The sequence below is a fragment of the Brucella sp. MAB-22 genome, from assembly GCF_025908475.1.
GTDB lineage: Bacteria > Pseudomonadota > Alphaproteobacteria > Rhizobiales > Rhizobiaceae > Brucella > Brucella anthropi.
Genome location: NZ_CP109782.1, coordinates 449,383 through 464,585, shown reverse-complemented (window position 1 = coordinate 464,585; position 15,203 = coordinate 449,383). Strand labels below are relative to the sequence as shown.

The following is a 15,203-nucleotide window of genomic DNA, read 5'->3' as shown; positions in this document are numbered from 1 at the left end:
AAAGGATGCGATCGACAGACGATGAAGTGGCAAGACAGATATCGACCAGTTTGGCACTCTAGATTACCATTAACGGCCCGCAGCATTATCCGTTTTGAATCAAGAAAGGGCGGCATTTCAACTCCGCCCTTTCACAAATGGTATTGAATTAGGCCTTCCGCGCTTCCTTGATCGCTTCGATCAGTTCCGGCTCCTTCATGACCCCGCCATAGAGCTTGGTACCGATAACGAAGGAAGGCGTACCGCCGAAATTGAAGGCTTCGCCCTGATCCATGTTGCGCTCAAGAATGGCGTTGATGCGCTTGGAATCGGCTTTGTAGGCTGCATTGAGCTTTGCCGGATCAAGCCCACCCTTCTTCAGTGCCGCATCCACCTGTTCCGGCGTAAGACGACCGGGCGTTGCCATCAACGCCTCCATGGCCTTCACATAGTTGCCGGACTTTTCCGCAGCCAGAACGAGACGTGCGGCATAGGCCGACGTGTCACCGAAGATGATCCAGTCCTTCATGACAAGGCGAACATTGCCGTCATTCTTGACCACGCGCATCAGCTCGCCATGCCCCTTCTTGCAATAGGGGCATTGGTAATCGAAATATTCCACGATGGTCACATTGCCGTTCGGGTTGCCCAGAACCGGAATTTCCTTGTCGTAAAGCACTTCCGCAACCGTCGGCACGCGCTGCGCAAGGCTTTCGCCGCCTGAAATCGCAATCGTTGCGGCACCGGCTGCCGTTGCTGCCAGTATCTGACGACGATTCATCATGAGCTTGCTCCTTTCCCCGCCTTTGCTCCAGACTGGGATTTATCCAACACGACGACACGCGCACCGGCGGTGGCGCGCTTGTAGAGATCGAGAATGTCCTGATTGTAGAGACGGATGCAGCCGGACGATGCCGCCTTGCCGACGGACCAGGGCTCGTTGGTGCCGTGGATGCGGTACAGCGTGTCCTTGCCATCACGATAAAGATAAAGCGCACGGGCACCGAGCGGGTTGCGGATGCCGCCTTCCAGACCATTGGCGTATTTTGCGTAATGTTCCGGATTGCGCTTGATCATGTTGGCTGTCGGCGTCCAGCGCGGCCACTGCGACTTGTATGCAAGCTTGGCATCACCCTTGAAAGTCAGACCAGCGCGACCGACACCCACAGAATAACGGATCGCCTTGCCGCCCGGCTGCACGAGATAGAGATAGCGCGCATAGGGATCGACCACGACGGTGCCAACCGGCTCCGTCGTAGCATAATCGACTTCCCGGCGCAGATTGCGATCCGCAATCTTGCTGAGATCAAGTGCCGGAATGAGATTACCGCGGTCGTTCACCGCGCCATACATGGTCTCATACTCGCTCTTGGCCGTTTGTACTTCCGGTGCCGGTTCGCTAACCGGTTCAACGGCAACAGGCTCCGGCGTGAAAGCAACAGTCTGCGGCATGGTAACGGCAATCGGTCGATCTGCGGATGCGGTCGTACATGCTGCGGCAGCAAAAGGCAGACAGGCAACCACAGCCATCCGTAGCAGCGATTTCCGTGCATCCGGCTTTTCATTCAGTACCATCAATTTCCTTGCCCCCGGGCCATCTTGAAATCCTTTATTTCTAGAGCATTTCCTGTTTTTCCTGAGCCATCGGAAATGCTCTATCTCTTTGTTTTTTTGCATTATCCGACGCAAAACCGCTTCGCAGTTTTGCTGGAAATGCTCTAGTCAGCGCTCACAAGGCCTACCGAACGTTCGATAGAGGCGGTCGTGACATCGCCCACCAATCTGGTCCCCTCCGGTTCTTTGCTGATGCGATCGAAGAAGATCATCGTCGGCGGGCCGGCGACACCAAGCTTTGCCATAAGATCGGCATTGCCGCTGGTAAGCTGCGAAATATCCGCCTTGATGAGCTGATAGTCGCCCAGCGCCTTCTTCACGCTCGCGTCGGGCAAAACCCGGCGCTCCACGGTGGAGCAGCTTACGCACCAGTCCGCCGTGAAATAGACAAGCGTCGGCTTGTCGCCGCGCGCTTCAACAAGTTTCTCCTGAAGGGAAGAAACAGTCTCGACCGGCGCAAATTGCAGCGCGGCCAGATTCTGGTTGCCGCCACGGTTACCGAATGCGGCCAGCGGTTGCAACGGGTCTTTTCCGCCCGAAGCCATGCCGAGCATCAAAATGACACCGTAAACGAAGGCTGCGGTGCCGATTGTGCGCGCGACAACGCTGCGCCCCGGAATCCTCAGAAATGCGAAACTTGCAGCCCCGAAAAGCAGGAGCGCCCACAGCACCATGTCCACGCCAGGCGGCAGAAGCGGTGCGGCCATGAAGATTGCAGTTGCCAGAAAACCGAAGCCGAAAATCTGCTTCACCGTTTCCATCCATGCGCCTGCGCGCGGAAGCGTCCCAGCGCCAAGCGTGGCGAAAGCAATGAGCGGCAGTCCCTTGCCGATACCGAGCGCAAAGAGCGCGGAAGCGCCCAGAGCCACATTGGCCGTCTGCGCAATATAGAGCAGCGCGCCTGCAAGCGGAGCCGTCACGCAAGGCCCGACAATCAGCACGGACGAGAAACCCAGAATGGCGGCGGAACGTTTGGAACCTGTCCGTCGGCCTCCACTCTGTCCAGTGCGCGACGAAATTGCGCTGACCCATGAATTTGGAAGCTGTATCTGGAACAGGCCGAACATGGAAAGCGCCAGAAGCGTGAATAGTCCGGCCAGTGCAAGCGCAGTCCATTTCGACTGCAGCACCATCTGCAGATTCTGCCCCGACCAGCCAGCAATTGCACCCACCAAGGCAAAGCCCAGTGCGAGACTGACGACGTAGACGGCGGAAAGCACGAAACCACGCTTTGCCGTCAGCTTTTCACCTTCGCGGGCCAGCGTTCCGGCGAGGATCGGATAGATGGGAAACACGCACGGCGTGAAAGCAAGCAGAACACCGAAAGCCAGAAACGCCGCGATCACCAGCCCGGTGCCGCCCTGATCGAGCAGTCCTTCGACCATGCCTTTTTCGGGCGCAAGGGCAAACGCCGTATTCTGCGGTGCGGATTGCGATGCAGCCGGTGTAAATACCGATGCCTGCGTCAGCGCTTTGGCCTTCTGCCCCATTTCGCTGGATATGGCGAGCGTGACCGGATCGACTGTTCTGGTTTCCGGACGGTAGCAGATGCCGTCTTCCTGACAGCCCTGATAGGTCAGTTCCACCGGCTGCGCATCTGCTTTCACACTTGCTGTGGCATGGGTGTAATAGACTTCAAGCCGTCCGAAATTCGGATCGTCCTTGGGCTGGCCGGGCTGCGTATCGACGGCAAGCGCGTTTCCCTGCCCGTCCTTCGCCTCGATGTGATCGCGATAAAGATAGTAACCGTCCGCGATCTGCCAGTTCAGCACGAGACGGCCATCCGTATCTTTCAGCACACTCAGGCGAAAAGCCTGATCGACCGGCAGCGGGTTCGCTGCCGATGCCGGGCCAAGCGCGAGAAACAAACTGATGAATAAGCCAGCGAGGCCCGTAAAGAAACGCATTACGATTTTCCGCATAAATTCGATTCGGACAAATTGATCATGTTGCAAAAGGCGAATGCTCCGGCCACCTTAAGACAGCCTTAAGCTGGCGCGGTGAAAAGCCCGTGTGCTTCTAATTGTCAATGAAGGCGGAAACAGGAACTCATGCGCATACTCGTGGTAGAAGACGACGCGATCCTCCTCGACGGACTGACCGTAGGGTTGGGGCTTGCCGGTTTCACCGTGGATGCCGTTTCCAATTGCGGCGATGCGGAAGCAGCCCTTGCCGCCCAGAACTATCATGCCGTGGTGCTCGACCTGATGCTGCCCGATGGCTCGGGCCTCGACATCCTCAGAACGATGCGGCGCGGCCGCGACGAGACACCGGTGCTACTGTTGACTGCCCGCGATCAAGTGCCCGAGCGCATTGCCGGCCTTGATGCAGGTGCCGACGATTATGTCGGCAAGCCCTTCGACCTGCATGAGCTTGCAGCCCGCGTGCGCGCAGTCGCCCGACGTGGTGCCGGACGCGCCAATGCCCTGCTTGAATGGCGCGGCGTGGAACTGGACCCGGCGGAGATGTCGGTGCTTCTCCATGGTGAACCCGTCAGGCTGACCCGACGCGAATTCTCGATCCTGCGCGCCTTGATGGAACGGCCGACCGCCACCTTCTCCAAATCCTCACTGGAAGAAGCGCTTTATGGCTGGCAGGAAGAAGTGGAGAGCAACGCGGTGGAAGTCCATATCCATCATCTGCGCTCGAAACTCGGTTCGGATTATATCGAAACGGTGCGTGGGGTCGGCTACCGTCTGGCGGGGGCAAGCGCATGAATTCCATCCGCAGCCGCCTGACCGGCATCCTGATCGGCGTTACCTGTCTCGTGTGGCTTTTCGCGGTGGTGTGGATCCATATCAGCACCCAGTCACAGCTTGAAAAAGTGCTCGATGCGCGCCTGATGGAGGCCGCACGCATGGTCAATTCGCTTCTGACCGAGCACCGTGTGGAGGTTGGCCCGGAAGGCGATGGCGGGCAATTGTCGCTGAAGCCAATGCCGGATTTTCCGCTTTATGACCGGCAGCTGTTCTGCCAGATATGGGCGCTTGACGGCAAGCTGGTGGGACGTTCCGAAAGTGCGCCCGGCGTGCGGCTCACCAATGTTGCAAACGGCTTTTCCGATACGGAAGTTGCGGGCGATCGCTGGCGTGTGTTCGCTGTCGAAAATACCCAGCTCGGACTGCGTGTCATGGTCGGCGACAGCCTGAGCGTTCGTGAAAGGCTGGTGCAGAACGTCGTGGCGGGCCTCGTGCTGCCAGCCCTGCTGATGTTACCTGTTCTGGCGCTCATGATCTGGCTGTGCGTGCGACGCGGTCTCGACCCGCTGAGCCGCCTTGCATCCGTGCTTTCCAAGCGGCAGGCGCAGGATCTGCGCCCACTGCCCGAACAGAACCTGCCCAAGGAGATCGCGCCCGCCGTCACCGCGCTGAACGGGCTTTTCCATCGCGTTGAAGAGGCGCGCGAGCGCGAGCGCAACTTTGCGATCTTTGCCGCGCATGAGCTGAAGACGCCGCTCGCCGGACTGAAGACGCAGGCACAGATTGCCGAAGGTGCGAAGGATGAAAAAATGCGCGCCAATGCGGTGCGCCAGATCGCGGCGGGCGTCGACCGCACCAGCCGCCTCACCAACCAGCTTCTGGATCTGGCAGCGCTTGAAACCAGCGATGAGATCGAAGCACCAGCATACGAACCGGTGTGCCAGCTTCTGGTTGCGGTATCCACCGACATGCGGATGCTCGCAGTCCAGCGCGGCATTTCCATCGAATTGCCAGACAACATGCCGCTGGTGCAGTTGCCCTCCCCGCATCTTTTCACGCTTGCTGCTCGCAACCTGATCGAAAATGCCGTCAATCACTCGCCCAGGGATGGCGCCGTGCGCTGCCAGATCGAAGCTGAAGCGGGCAAAGTCAGGCTCACTGTCGAGGATAATGGACCTGGCATTCCCGACAGCGAAATGCCGCATGTAACCGAGCGTTTCTTCCGTGGCGCACATCGCAACGAAACCGGCAGCGGCCTTGGCCTCGCAATTGTGAAAATGGCGGCAGAACGGATGGGTGGCGAATTGCAGCTGCAAAACCGCTCACAAGGCGGGTTAAGCGCATCAATCATCGTGCCGGGCACGATTGTCGAATGACATAATACTGCGTCCCGCATCATGATCCGGCTGAAGCGGAATATTGACGAATCCTGAGCAAGGCTCTCTTCCCTATTTTTCGGGCCTTCTGGCAGCTGTCTTTGATTTAGATCAATGACAGCTGCTCTCTAAGCGCTGATAGGAAACCTATCGCTATTGCTGTCTCATCCGAGATGGCTCTTGTCATGCGCTGCGAGGGGATTTCATGAACTACGCCGCTGGAACAGTCCTTTCCGGTCTGGGAGCACTTTTTGCCGTGCTTCTGGCCGGATTTTCCCATGATGAGCTGTTCAGAACCCATATGTGGATTCTGTTCGCTACACTGGCCATCTTCACCATTCTTCTGATGCGAAATGCCGATTACGGCCTGACGCCGAAAAAGGTCGACCAATCCACCTATATGGACGGCCCGATCCGCTACGGCGTCATCGCAACGGTTTTCTGGGGAGTGACCGGTTTTCTGGTCGGTGTGGTTATCGCCGCGCAGCTCGCCTTTCCAGATCTCAATCTGGAACCTTACCTGAACTTTGGCCGCCTGCGTCCGCTGCATACCTCTGCGGTTGTTTTTGCGTTTGGCGGAAACATCCTGATCGCGTCATCGTTCTATGTCGTGCAGCGCACCTGCCGCGCCCGCCTCATCGGCGGTGATCTCGCATGGTTCGTATTCTGGGGCTATCAACTCTTCATCGTGATGGCTGCGACCGGCTATCTGCTCGGCATCACGCAGAGCCGTGAATATGCAGAACCGGAATGGTATGTCGACATCTGGCTCACCATCGTCTGGGTCGCCTATCTGGTCGTGTTCCTCGGCACGATCCTGAAGCGCAAGGAGCCGCATATCTATGTGGCGAACTGGTTCTACCTGTCCTTCATCATCACCATCGCCATGTTGCACATCATCAACAATCTGGCGATCCCGGTCTCCTTCCTCGGCGTGAAGAGCTATTCGGCTTTCTCCGGCGTTCAGGATGCTGTGACGCAGTGGTGGTATGGCCATAACGCCGTTGCCTTCTTCCTGACCGTGCCATTCCTGGCCATGATGTACTATTTCGTGCCCAAGCAGGCAGAGCGTCCGATCTACTCCTACCGCCTGTCGATCGTGCACTTCTGGTCGATCATCTTTCTCTATATCTGGGCTGGTCCGCACCATCTGCATTACACCGCCGTTCCCGATTGGGCGCAGACGCTGGGCATGGTGTTCTCCATCATGCTGTGGATGCCGTCCTGGGGTGGCATGATCAACGGTCTGATGACGCTTTCCGGCGCATGGGACAAGGTCCGTACCGATCCGATCATCCGCCTGATGGTTGCAGCTATCGCCTTCTACGGCATGGCGACCTTTGAAGGCCCGATGCTTTCGATCAAGGCCGTCAATTCGTTGTCGCACTATACGGACTGGACCATCGGTCACGTTCATGCGGGTGCGCTCGGCTGGAACGGCATGATCACCTTTGCCGCCGTCTATTATCTCGCACCGAAGCTGTGGAACCGCCAGCGGCTCTATTCGATCCGCATGGTCAACTGGCACTTCTGGCTGGCGACGCTCGGCATCGTTCTCTATGCGGCGGCCATGTGGGTTGCCGGTATCCAGCAGGGCTTGATGTGGCGCGAATACGACGATCAGGGCTTCCTCGTCTATTCCTTCGCGGAAACCGTGCTCGCCATGTTCCCATATTACGTCATCCGTACGCTTGGCGGCGTGCTCTACCTCGCCGGTGGCTTCGTGATGGCCTGGAACGTCTATCAGACCATTCGCGGCAATCTGCGCAACGAAGCCCCAATGGGTGGTGCGCAGCCTGCAACTGGCACCACCATGCAGCCTGCCGAATAAGGAGCGTGTGATTTATGTCGATACTAAAGAACCACTCCAAGCTGGAGAAAAACGCAACGCTGCTGCTGATCGCATCGCTCGCCGTGGTCACGGTCGGTGGCATCGTTGAAATCGCGCCGCTCTTCTATCTCGAGAACACAATCGAGAAGGTGGAGGGCATGCGCCCCTACTCGCCGCTGGAACTCGCAGGCCGTGACGTCTATGTGCGTGAAGGCTGCTACCTTTGCCACAGCCAGATGATCCGTCCGTTCCGCGACGAGGTGGAACGCTACGGTCATTACAGCCTTGCTGCGGAATCCATGTACGATCATTCGTTCCAATGGGGTTCCAAACGCACGGGGCCTGACCTCGCACGCGTCGGTGGCCGCTATTCGAACGAATGGCACGTGCAGCACCTTGTCCGTCCGCGTGACGTGGTGCCGGAATCGGTCATGCCAAGCTACGCCTTCCTGAAGAACCGTCCACTGGACGCCTCCAACATTGCTGGCAATCTGAAGGCCAATGTGGCGGTCGGTGTGCCCTACAGCCAGGAAATGATCGACAGCGCGCTGGATGATCTCAAGGCACAGGCCACGCCCGATGCCGATACATCCGGTGTCGAGGCCCGCTATCCCAAGGCCAAGCTCGGTGATTTCGACGGCAATCCGCAGATGATCTCGGAGATGGACGCACTCATCGCCTATCTCCAGATGCTCGGCACGCTGGTCGACTTCTCGACCTACGACCAGTCCCCCAAAGCGAGATAAAGCGGAGATTTAGCGATGGATTACAATACCATGCGCACGTTCGCCGATAGCTGGGGTTTGCTCGGCATGGCGCTCTTTTTCCTCTTCGTCGTCTTCTACGCCTTCCGGCCAGGCAGCAAGCAGATAGCCGACCACGCGAAGGACATTCCTTTCAAGGATGACGCAAATGACTGACAAGCAAATTGACGATGTCACCGGCGTAGCGACGACCGGCCACGAATGGGACGGCATCAAGGAACTCGACAATCCAATGCCCCGCTGGTGGCTGTGGACATTCTACGCCACCATTTTCTGGGCGATCGCCTATGTCATCGCCTATCCCGCCTGGCCGCTGATTTCCAGTTCCACCGGCGGCGTGCTCGGCTGGTCGAGCCGTGGCGCCTTCTGGGAAGAAACCGCCAAGATCGACAGCGAGCGCCAGGGCATTATCGACCAGATCAAGGCCAAGGACGTGCACGAGATTCTGGCTGATGAAAACCTGCGCCAATATGCGATTGCCGGTGGCGCTGCTGCCTTCCGCGTCAACTGCGTGCAGTGCCACGGTTCTGGCGCACAGGGCGCACCCGGCTATCCGAACCTCAACGATGACGACTGGCTGTGGGGCGGTTCCATCGACGACGTTCTGACGACCATTCGTCATGGTGTGCGCTCGAAGGACGATGCCGACACCCGCGTTTCCGAAATGCCGGCTTTTGTCGACGTGCTGGAACCACAGCAGATCCGCGATGTCGCGGCCTATGTGGTGAGCCTCTCCGGCACGCCGCACAATTCGGAAATGGTGCCGGAAGGCAAGAAGGTGTTCGCCGAAAACTGTGCTGTCTGCCATGGCGCGGATGCCAAGGGCCTGCGTGAGTTCGGTGCGCCTAACCTGACAGACGCCATCTGGTTCTATGGTTCCGGCGAGGACGCCATCGTGCGTCAGGTATCGCATCCCAAGCATGGCGTCATGCCTGCATGGGAAACACGCCTCGGCGATGCGACCGTCAAGCAGCTTGCCATCTTCGTCCATTCGCTGGGCGGTGGTGAGTAACAATCACTGCCCCCGCATCGGAACCGATGCGGGGGCAAATGCTCCCGGCTTAAACGGCAGGTCGGGATACACTTCAAACCACTGCATTGGAACGGACGGCGAATAACCACCCCGCTCTCAATTGTTGCAAGTGCGATCATTCCGGGAAACCAGCTTCTGTCTTTCCGGGATCACGCTTCAGGAGCAAGGCAAATGTCAGACGATGTCGAACGCATTGACGTTCAGGCAGTCAATTCCCCCAAGACCCGCCCCTCTAAGATTGGGCAGTCGCTTTATGCGGCGCGGGTGAAGATTTTTCCAAAGCGTGTGCAGGGCGAGTTCCGGCGTTTCAAATGGATTGTCATGCTCATTACACTGGGCATCTACTATCTGACGCCCTGGCTGCGCTGGGATCGCGGTCCCTATGCGCCCGATCAGGCGGTGCTGATCGATCTTGCCAATCGCCGCTTCTATTTCTTCTTCGTCGAAATCTGGCCACAGGAATTTTACTACGTCGCAGGACTGCTTATCATGGCGGGTCTCGGCCTGTTTCTTGTAACGTCCGTCGCGGGCCGCGCCTGGTGTGGATATACCTGCCCTCAGACCGTCTGGGTCGATCTCTATCTGGTCGTCGAGCGCGCCATCGAAGGCGACCGCAATGCGCGCATGAAACTCGACAAGGCACCTTGGACCTTCGACAAAATCTGGAAGCGGGTTGCCAAACACTCCGTCTGGATCGTCATCGGTGTTCTGACCGGCGGCGCATGGATTTTCTATTTCGCCGATGCGCCGAAGCTACTCATGGATTTCGTGACAGGTCAGGCCGCACCCGTCGCCTATTTCACCGTCGCCATCCTCACCGCCACCACCTATATTTTCGGCGGGCTGATGCGCGAGCAGGTCTGCACCTATATGTGCCCGTGGCCACGCATTCAGGCTGCGATGCTGGACGAAAATTCGCTCACCGTCACCTATAATGACTGGCGCGGCGAGCCACGCTCACGCCATTCCAAGAAGGCGATTGCCGCAGGCGAAACCGTGGGCGACTGCGTGGATTGCAATGCCTGTGTCGCCGCGTGCCCGATGGGTATCGACATTCGGGACGGCCAGCAGCTGGAATGTATCACCTGTGCGCTTTGCATTGATGCCTGCAATTCGGTGATGGACAAGATCGACAAGCCGCGCGGTCTCATCTCCTATGCGACACTGGCCGATTACGACTTCAACATGGCGCTCGCGACCAATAATGGCACCGCGCCCATTGATCCGGCACGCGTCTATAAGGCGCCGAACAGCTTCTCGGACAAGGTGCAGAACCTGTCGTGGAAGAAGGTGTTGCGTCCGCGCAGCATGTTCTACTTCGCCGTATGGGCGCTGATCGGCCTGACACTCGTCATCTCGCTTTCGACGCGCCAGCGCATCGGCATCAACGTGTTGCATGATCGCACGCCGCAATATGTGCTTTTGTCGGACGGATCGATCCGCAATGGCTACACGGTCAAGCTGCTCAACATGATCCCGACGCCGCGCACCTTCCGTCTCTCTATCGAAGGTCTGCCGGGGGCAACACTGACGGTGCAAGACGAAACAGCGGATGCAGACGGCAATTATGATGTTCCGGTGGAGCCGGACCGTCTGAAGACGTTGCGTGTCTTCGTCACCATGCCGCATGATGCGATTACCGATCATCGCAAGGACTATGAAATCGAAGTGCGTGACGCAAACGGCGCGGAACATGCACGTTACAAGGCAACTTTCATGGCACCGGAGGGCAGATAATGTCGATCAAGTCGAAAACTCCAGGCACGTTTACCGGCTGGCATATGCTGGGCATCATGCTCGCTTTCTTCGGTGTCATTATCGCCGTCAATCTAACCATGGCCTATAATGCCATCCATAGCTGGAGCGGGCTGGTGGTGAAGAACACCTATGTCGCCAGTCAGGAGTTCAACGACAAGGCACAGACCGGCAAGGAGCAGGCCGCGCTGCAATGGCAGTCGAAGCCTGCTTTTGAAAGCGGCGTCTTTACCTGGCAGCTGGCCGACCGTGACGGCAAGGCCGTCGCCATGACCGGCGGCACGGTTGAGTTCAAGCGCCCGGTTGGCGATGTGCACGACACCAAGGTCACGCTGACAGTCCGCGAGCCCGGCGTGCTGACCGCTCCGCTGGAACTGGGCGAGGGTGCATGGATCATGGAAGTGAATGCCGATGCCGGTCTTGAAGACCCCTATCGCCACATCATCCGCGTTCTTGTGAAGGACGGGAGGATACTATGAGCTGCTGCGTCGAGAATGCACAGATAGCGACCGTTGTTCAGGCCGTCTCGGTAGATGAAATGCAGGTCGCAAGCCGTGCGCTTGGAGACGGCTTTCGCCAGCTCGACCTGTCGGTTCCCGGTGTTCATTGCGGCCTGTGCATCAAGAATATCGAGGAGACGCTCGGCAAGATCGCGGGCGTTGTCTATGTCCGCGTCAACCTGACGGCGCGCCGCGTCACCGTGCGCTGGAAAGATGGCGAGACGCCGCCAGATGTGGTCGATCCGCTGCGCAGGCTCGGTTATGAAGCCCATATCTTCGATATGGCGCAGGACAAGGATCCGACCTTCACGCGGCTCCTGATCGCACTTGGCGTCGCGGCCTTTGCTTCGAGCAATGTCATGCTTTTGTCTGTCGCGGTCTGGTCGGGTGCGGATGCCGCGACACGCGACATGTTTCACTGGATTTCCGGCCTCATCGCCCTGCCGACGCTGATCTATTCAGGTCGCATTTTCTATGTTTCAGCCTGGAATGCGCTGTGCGCACGGCGCGTGAACATGGATGTGCCGATTGCACTCGCAATCACGCTTGCCTTCGGCATGAGTGTTTATGAGACGATGAACCATGGCCAGCACGCCTATTTCGATGCATCGGTGACCTTGCTGTTCTTCCTGCTGATCGGCCGCACACTCGATTACATGATGCGTGCCCGTGCACGCTCTGCCGTGCGCGGTCTGGCACAGCTCGGCAGCCGCGGCGCCGTGGTGATCGGCGAGAATGACGAGCGCAATTACCTGCCGGTCAACGAAATCCGCCCCGGAATGCGCATCATTCTTGCCGCTGGCGAACGCGTCCCCGTTGATGCCAAGGTGGAGGAAGGCCGTTCGGAACTTGATTGTGCCATTGCATCGGGTGAAAGCGATGCGGTCCCGGTCGGTCCCGGCTCGGATATTCGCGCGGGCACGCTCAATCTCTCCACGCCGCTTGTCATCCGCGCTACGGCGGAAGCCAAGGATTCCTTCCTTGCTGAAATGGTGCGGCTGATGGATGTCGCCGAAGGTGGCCGCGCTTACTATCGCCGCCTCGCCGACCGCGCTTCTGAACTCTACGTGCCGATGGTGCATACGATTGCCTTTGCGGCCTTTGTCGGCTGGATGTTCTACACCGGTGGCGACTGGTATCGCTCGATCTATATCGCGATCTGCACCCTCATCATCACCTGCCCTTGCGCGCTCGCCCTTGCCGTGCCGATTGTGCAGGTGGTTGCAGCTCGCCGCCTGTTTGAAAACGGCATCATGATCAAGGACGGCTCCGCCATGGAGCGGATGGCCGAGGTGGACACTGCCATTTTCGACAAGACCGGCACATTGACCCTCGGTCAGCCAAGACTGATTAATGCCGATGCGATTGATCCCCACAATCTGGAGATCGCTGCGGAGCTGTCGCTTTATTCGCGCCATCCTTTGTCGCGCGCGCTTGCGTTGTTTTCGGGCGCAAAACCGATGACTGCCTTTACCCGTATCGAGGAAGTGCCGGGCGCAGGCATCGAAGCGGAACTGAATGGCTCCATCTATCGGCTTGGCAAGCGGGACTGGGCGGATGGTACCGCTGCCATGCCTCATGCAGATGGCCCCGAAACCTGTCTTTCCATTGATGGCAAGCTGGTTGAAACCTTCCGCTTTGAAGATCAGCCGCGCGAAGACGCTGCCGGAGCCATCGCCACACTGAAGCGCAGCGGGCTGAAGCTTGGTATCATTTCCGGCGACAGGCTGCCTGCCGTCGAGAGGCTTGCAGGTTATCTCGGCGTCGACAATTTTCAGGCTCAGGTACTGCCTGCCGACAAGTCGGAGCTGGTGCAGAAGCTGTCGAGCGAAGGCAGCAAGGTTTTGATGGTCGGCGACGGATTGAACGATGCTCCGGCCCTTGTCGCCGCCCATGTTTCCATGGCCCCGGCGACGGCAGCCGACATTGGCCGCAATGCAGCGGATTTCGTCTTTCTGCGCGAAAGCCTGTCGGCAGTACCGCTTGCCTTTGCCGTCTCGAAGGAAGCGGGCCGGTTGATCAGCCAGAATTTTGCGCTTTCCATCGGCTATAATATCATAGCCGTGCCGATTGCGATTTTTGGCTATGTCACCCCGCTGGTGGCTGCGCTTTCGATGTCGCTATCGTCCATCGTGGTGGTCAGCAACGCATTGCGGTTGCGGGCCGGAAAACAAAAGCAACAGACGCAGAAGACCATCGCGCCTGTTGCTATCATCAAGGAAGCGCACAAATGAGCGGACTTCTCTTTCTCATTCCAATCGCGCTGTTTCTGGGCCTGCTTGGCCTTGTCGCCTTTCTCTGGTCGTTGAAAAACGGCCAGTATGACGATCTGGATGGGGCAGCCAGTCGCATCCTGTTGGACGACGAGTCTAAGCCACTATCAAAATAGCTCTGAGATCATTGACATTCGTGCCGGTTGGCCCCGGTACGAACAGATCCCCGATGGCGTCGAATGCCGTCCATGCATCATTGGCGTTGAGCCGCGCCGCGCCATCCTCGCCCGCTTTTTGCAGACGCAAAACAGTGGAACCATCAGCAAAGGCTCCTGCATTGTCCTCCGATCCGTCGATACCATCCGTGTCAGCGGCCAGCGCATGGATATTGTCATAACCATCAATATCGAGGGCAAAAGACAGCAGGAACTCGCTGTTGCGTCCGCCCTTGCCGCCCTTGCCGCGAATGGTGACGGTCGTCTCACCGCCTGACAGAATGACCACTGGCTTCCTGAACGGGCGGTCACGGTCGGCCACCTCGCGGGCAATCGCCGCATGAACATGCGCCACTTCCCGCGCCTCGCCCTCCATCGCATCGGAGAGGATCACCGCTTCGACGCCATGACGCGCTGCTTCCTTCACCGCCGCTTCCAGCGAAACGGCAGCGGAAGCAATGACGCGCACTTCGTTCCTCGCAAAAACCTTGTCGCCCGGCTTTGGCGCGTGAGCCTTCTCGCTCTTGATGTGCGCAAGCACAGCATCGGGCAGTTCAAGACTATAGCGTTCGATGATCTTCAAAGCCTCATCGCGGTTTGTCTCGTCCGGCACAGTCGGGCCGGAAGCCACGAAGGCCGGATTGTCGCCCGGAATGTCCGAGACAACGAGCGAAAAGACCTTTGCCGGATGCGCGGCTGCGGCGAGCCTGCCGCCCTTGATCGTCGACAGATGTTTGCGGACCGCATTCATGGCCGAAATCGGCGCACCGGAGGCGAGCAGGATCTTGTTGACGGCGATTTCGTCCTCAAGCGTCAATCCTTCCGGCGGCGACGGCAGCAAGGCAGACCCACCACCGGAAACAAGCGCTACCACGAGGTCATCTTCCGTCAGGTTCGACACTGCATCGAACAGCCGCTTCGAGGCTTGAAGTCCTGCTTCATCAGGAACCGGATGCGCGGCCTCGATAATCTCGATACGCTCGCAGGGCGTGCCATAGCCGTAACGTGTAACCACCACGCCCTCCAGTGGAGCTTCCCAGGCACGTTCGAAAGCCGCCGCCATCTGCGCCGATCCCTTACCCGCACCGATGACAATCGTTCGTCCCTTCGGCTTGGCCGGAAGATTGGCGCGGATCACCAGTTCAGGATCGGCAGCCGCGACAGCGGCATCAAAAAGGCTGGTCAGAAATTTCTTCGGATCGGAGATGGCTGTCATGAGATTCC

14 protein-coding genes are annotated in these 15,203 nt (G+C 58.4%); 10 read left to right on the top strand and 4 right to left on the bottom strand.

Going from position 1 to position 15,203, the window contains the following annotated elements:
* Nucleotides 1-148: 148 nt before the first annotated feature.
* The 3 genes from OHI65_RS11655 to dsbD all read right to left on the bottom strand — a co-directional run bounded on the left by OHI65_RS11655 (nt 149) and on the right by dsbD (nt 3,500).
* Nucleotides 149-763: a DsbA family protein gene (locus OHI65_RS11655; RefSeq protein WP_094514827.1), complete on the bottom strand. Its 615-nt coding sequence runs from the start codon at nt 761-763 to the stop codon at nt 149-151.
* Nucleotides 760-1,554 carry a L,D-transpeptidase gene (locus OHI65_RS11650; protein WP_231771468.1) on the bottom strand — a complete coding sequence of 265 codons (795 nt, stop codon included), beginning with the start codon at nt 1,552-1,554 and terminating at the stop codon, nt 760-762. Before OHI65_RS11650 ends, OHI65_RS11655 begins: the two co-directional genes overlap by 4 nt.
* A gap of 143 nt (nt 1,555-1,697) precedes the next feature.
* Complete coding sequence (gene dsbD, locus OHI65_RS11645) at nt 1,698-3,500, bottom strand: protein-disulfide reductase DsbD (RefSeq protein WP_264358886.1); 1,803 nt, start codon at nt 3,498-3,500, stop codon at nt 1,698-1,700.
* A 144-nt stretch (nt 3,501-3,644) separates the two neighbouring features.
* On the opposite strand from dsbD, the gene OHI65_RS11640 reads away from it, so the two are divergent.
* The 10 genes from OHI65_RS11640 to ccoS all read left to right on the top strand — a co-directional run bounded on the left by OHI65_RS11640 (nt 3,645) and on the right by ccoS (nt 13,940).
* Nucleotides 3,645-4,310: a response regulator gene (locus tag OHI65_RS11640; protein WP_012090755.1), complete on the top strand. Its 666-nt coding sequence runs from the start codon at nt 3,645-3,647 to the stop codon at nt 4,308-4,310.
* A complete protein-coding gene (locus OHI65_RS11635) occupies nt 4,307-5,668 on the top strand; it encodes an ATP-binding protein (protein ID WP_125333737.1) in 1,362 nt (453 codons plus the stop codon). The genes OHI65_RS11640 and OHI65_RS11635 overlap by 4 nt, the downstream gene beginning before the upstream one ends.
* 205 nt (nt 5,669-5,873) lie before the next feature.
* A complete protein-coding gene (ccoN, locus tag OHI65_RS11630; protein ID WP_012090753.1) occupies nt 5,874-7,499 on the top strand; it encodes a cytochrome-c oxidase, cbb3-type subunit I in 1,626 nt (541 codons plus the stop codon).
* A gap of 14 nt (nt 7,500-7,513) precedes the next feature.
* Nucleotides 7,514-8,245, top strand: coding sequence for a cytochrome-c oxidase, cbb3-type subunit II (ccoO, locus tag OHI65_RS11625; RefSeq protein ID WP_010658291.1), 732 nt, complete (start codon nt 7,514-7,516; stop codon nt 8,243-8,245).
* Between the two features lie 15 nt (nt 8,246-8,260).
* Nucleotides 8,261-8,419 (top strand): CcoQ/FixQ family Cbb3-type cytochrome c oxidase assembly chaperone, encoded by a 159-nt coding sequence (locus OHI65_RS11620; RefSeq protein WP_010658290.1) that lies wholly within the window; start codon nt 8,261-8,263, stop codon nt 8,417-8,419.
* A complete protein-coding gene (ccoP, locus tag OHI65_RS11615; RefSeq protein ID WP_012090752.1) occupies nt 8,412-9,275 on the top strand; it encodes a cytochrome-c oxidase, cbb3-type subunit III in 864 nt (287 codons plus the stop codon). The genes OHI65_RS11620 and ccoP overlap by 8 nt, the downstream gene beginning before the upstream one ends.
* A gap of 192 nt (nt 9,276-9,467) precedes the next feature.
* Entirely contained in the window at nt 9,468-11,033 is a 1,566-nt protein-coding gene (ccoG, locus tag OHI65_RS11610; protein WP_231771324.1) for a cytochrome c oxidase accessory protein CcoG, read from the top strand.
* Nucleotides 11,033-11,530 (top strand): FixH family protein, encoded by a 498-nt coding sequence (locus OHI65_RS11605; protein ID WP_264358885.1) that lies wholly within the window; start codon nt 11,033-11,035, stop codon nt 11,528-11,530. Before ccoG ends, OHI65_RS11605 begins: the two co-directional genes overlap by 1 nt.
* Nucleotides 11,527-13,785 carry a cation-translocating P-type ATPase gene (locus OHI65_RS11600; RefSeq protein WP_264358884.1) on the top strand — a complete coding sequence of 753 codons (2,259 nt, stop codon included), beginning with the start codon at nt 11,527-11,529 and terminating at the stop codon, nt 13,783-13,785. Before OHI65_RS11605 ends, OHI65_RS11600 begins: the two co-directional genes overlap by 4 nt.
* Complete coding sequence (ccoS, locus tag OHI65_RS11595) at nt 13,782-13,940, top strand: cbb3-type cytochrome oxidase assembly protein CcoS (protein ID WP_010658285.1); 159 nt, start codon at nt 13,782-13,784, stop codon at nt 13,938-13,940. Before OHI65_RS11600 ends, ccoS begins: the two co-directional genes overlap by 4 nt.
* Here ccoS and OHI65_RS11590 read toward each other — a convergent pair.
* Entirely contained in the window at nt 13,921-15,195 is a 1,275-nt protein-coding gene (locus OHI65_RS11590) for a glycerate kinase (protein ID WP_151688951.1), read from the bottom strand. The genes ccoS and OHI65_RS11590 overlap by 20 nt on opposite strands.
* Nucleotides 15,196-15,203: the final 8 nt, after the last annotated feature.

Coding starts and splice junctions, on each gene's coding strand:
- dsbD (WP_264358886.1), bottom strand. CDS start 3,500: ATGCGTTTCTTTACGGGCCTCGCTGGCTTATTCATCAGTTTGTTTCTC.
- OHI65_RS11655 (WP_094514827.1), bottom strand. CDS start 763: ATGATGAATCGTCGTCAGATACTGGCAGCAACGGCAGCCGGTGCCGCA.
- ccoN (WP_012090753.1), top strand. CDS start 5,874: ATGAACTACGCCGCTGGAACAGTCCTTTCCGGTCTGGGAGCACTTTTT.
- ccoG (WP_231771324.1), top strand. CDS start 9,468: ATGTCAGACGATGTCGAACGCATTGACGTTCAGGCAGTCAATTCCCCC.
- OHI65_RS11650 (WP_231771468.1), bottom strand. CDS start 1,554: ATGGTACTGAATGAAAAGCCGGATGCACGGAAATCGCTGCTACGGATG.
- OHI65_RS11590 (WP_151688951.1), bottom strand. CDS start 15,195: ATGACAGCCATCTCCGATCCGAAGAAATTTCTGACCAGCCTTTTTGAT.
- ccoO (WP_010658291.1), top strand. CDS start 7,514: ATGTCGATACTAAAGAACCACTCCAAGCTGGAGAAAAACGCAACGCTG.
- ccoS (WP_010658285.1), top strand. CDS start 13,782: ATGAGCGGACTTCTCTTTCTCATTCCAATCGCGCTGTTTCTGGGCCTG.
- OHI65_RS11605 (WP_264358885.1), top strand. CDS start 11,033: ATGTCGATCAAGTCGAAAACTCCAGGCACGTTTACCGGCTGGCATATG.
- OHI65_RS11640 (WP_012090755.1), top strand. CDS start 3,645: ATGCGCATACTCGTGGTAGAAGACGACGCGATCCTCCTCGACGGACTG.
- OHI65_RS11620 (WP_010658290.1), top strand. CDS start 8,261: ATGGATTACAATACCATGCGCACGTTCGCCGATAGCTGGGGTTTGCTC.
- OHI65_RS11600 (WP_264358884.1), top strand. CDS start 11,527: ATGAGCTGCTGCGTCGAGAATGCACAGATAGCGACCGTTGTTCAGGCC.
- ccoP (WP_012090752.1), top strand. CDS start 8,412: ATGACTGACAAGCAAATTGACGATGTCACCGGCGTAGCGACGACCGGC.
- OHI65_RS11635 (WP_125333737.1), top strand. CDS start 4,307: ATGAATTCCATCCGCAGCCGCCTGACCGGCATCCTGATCGGCGTTACC.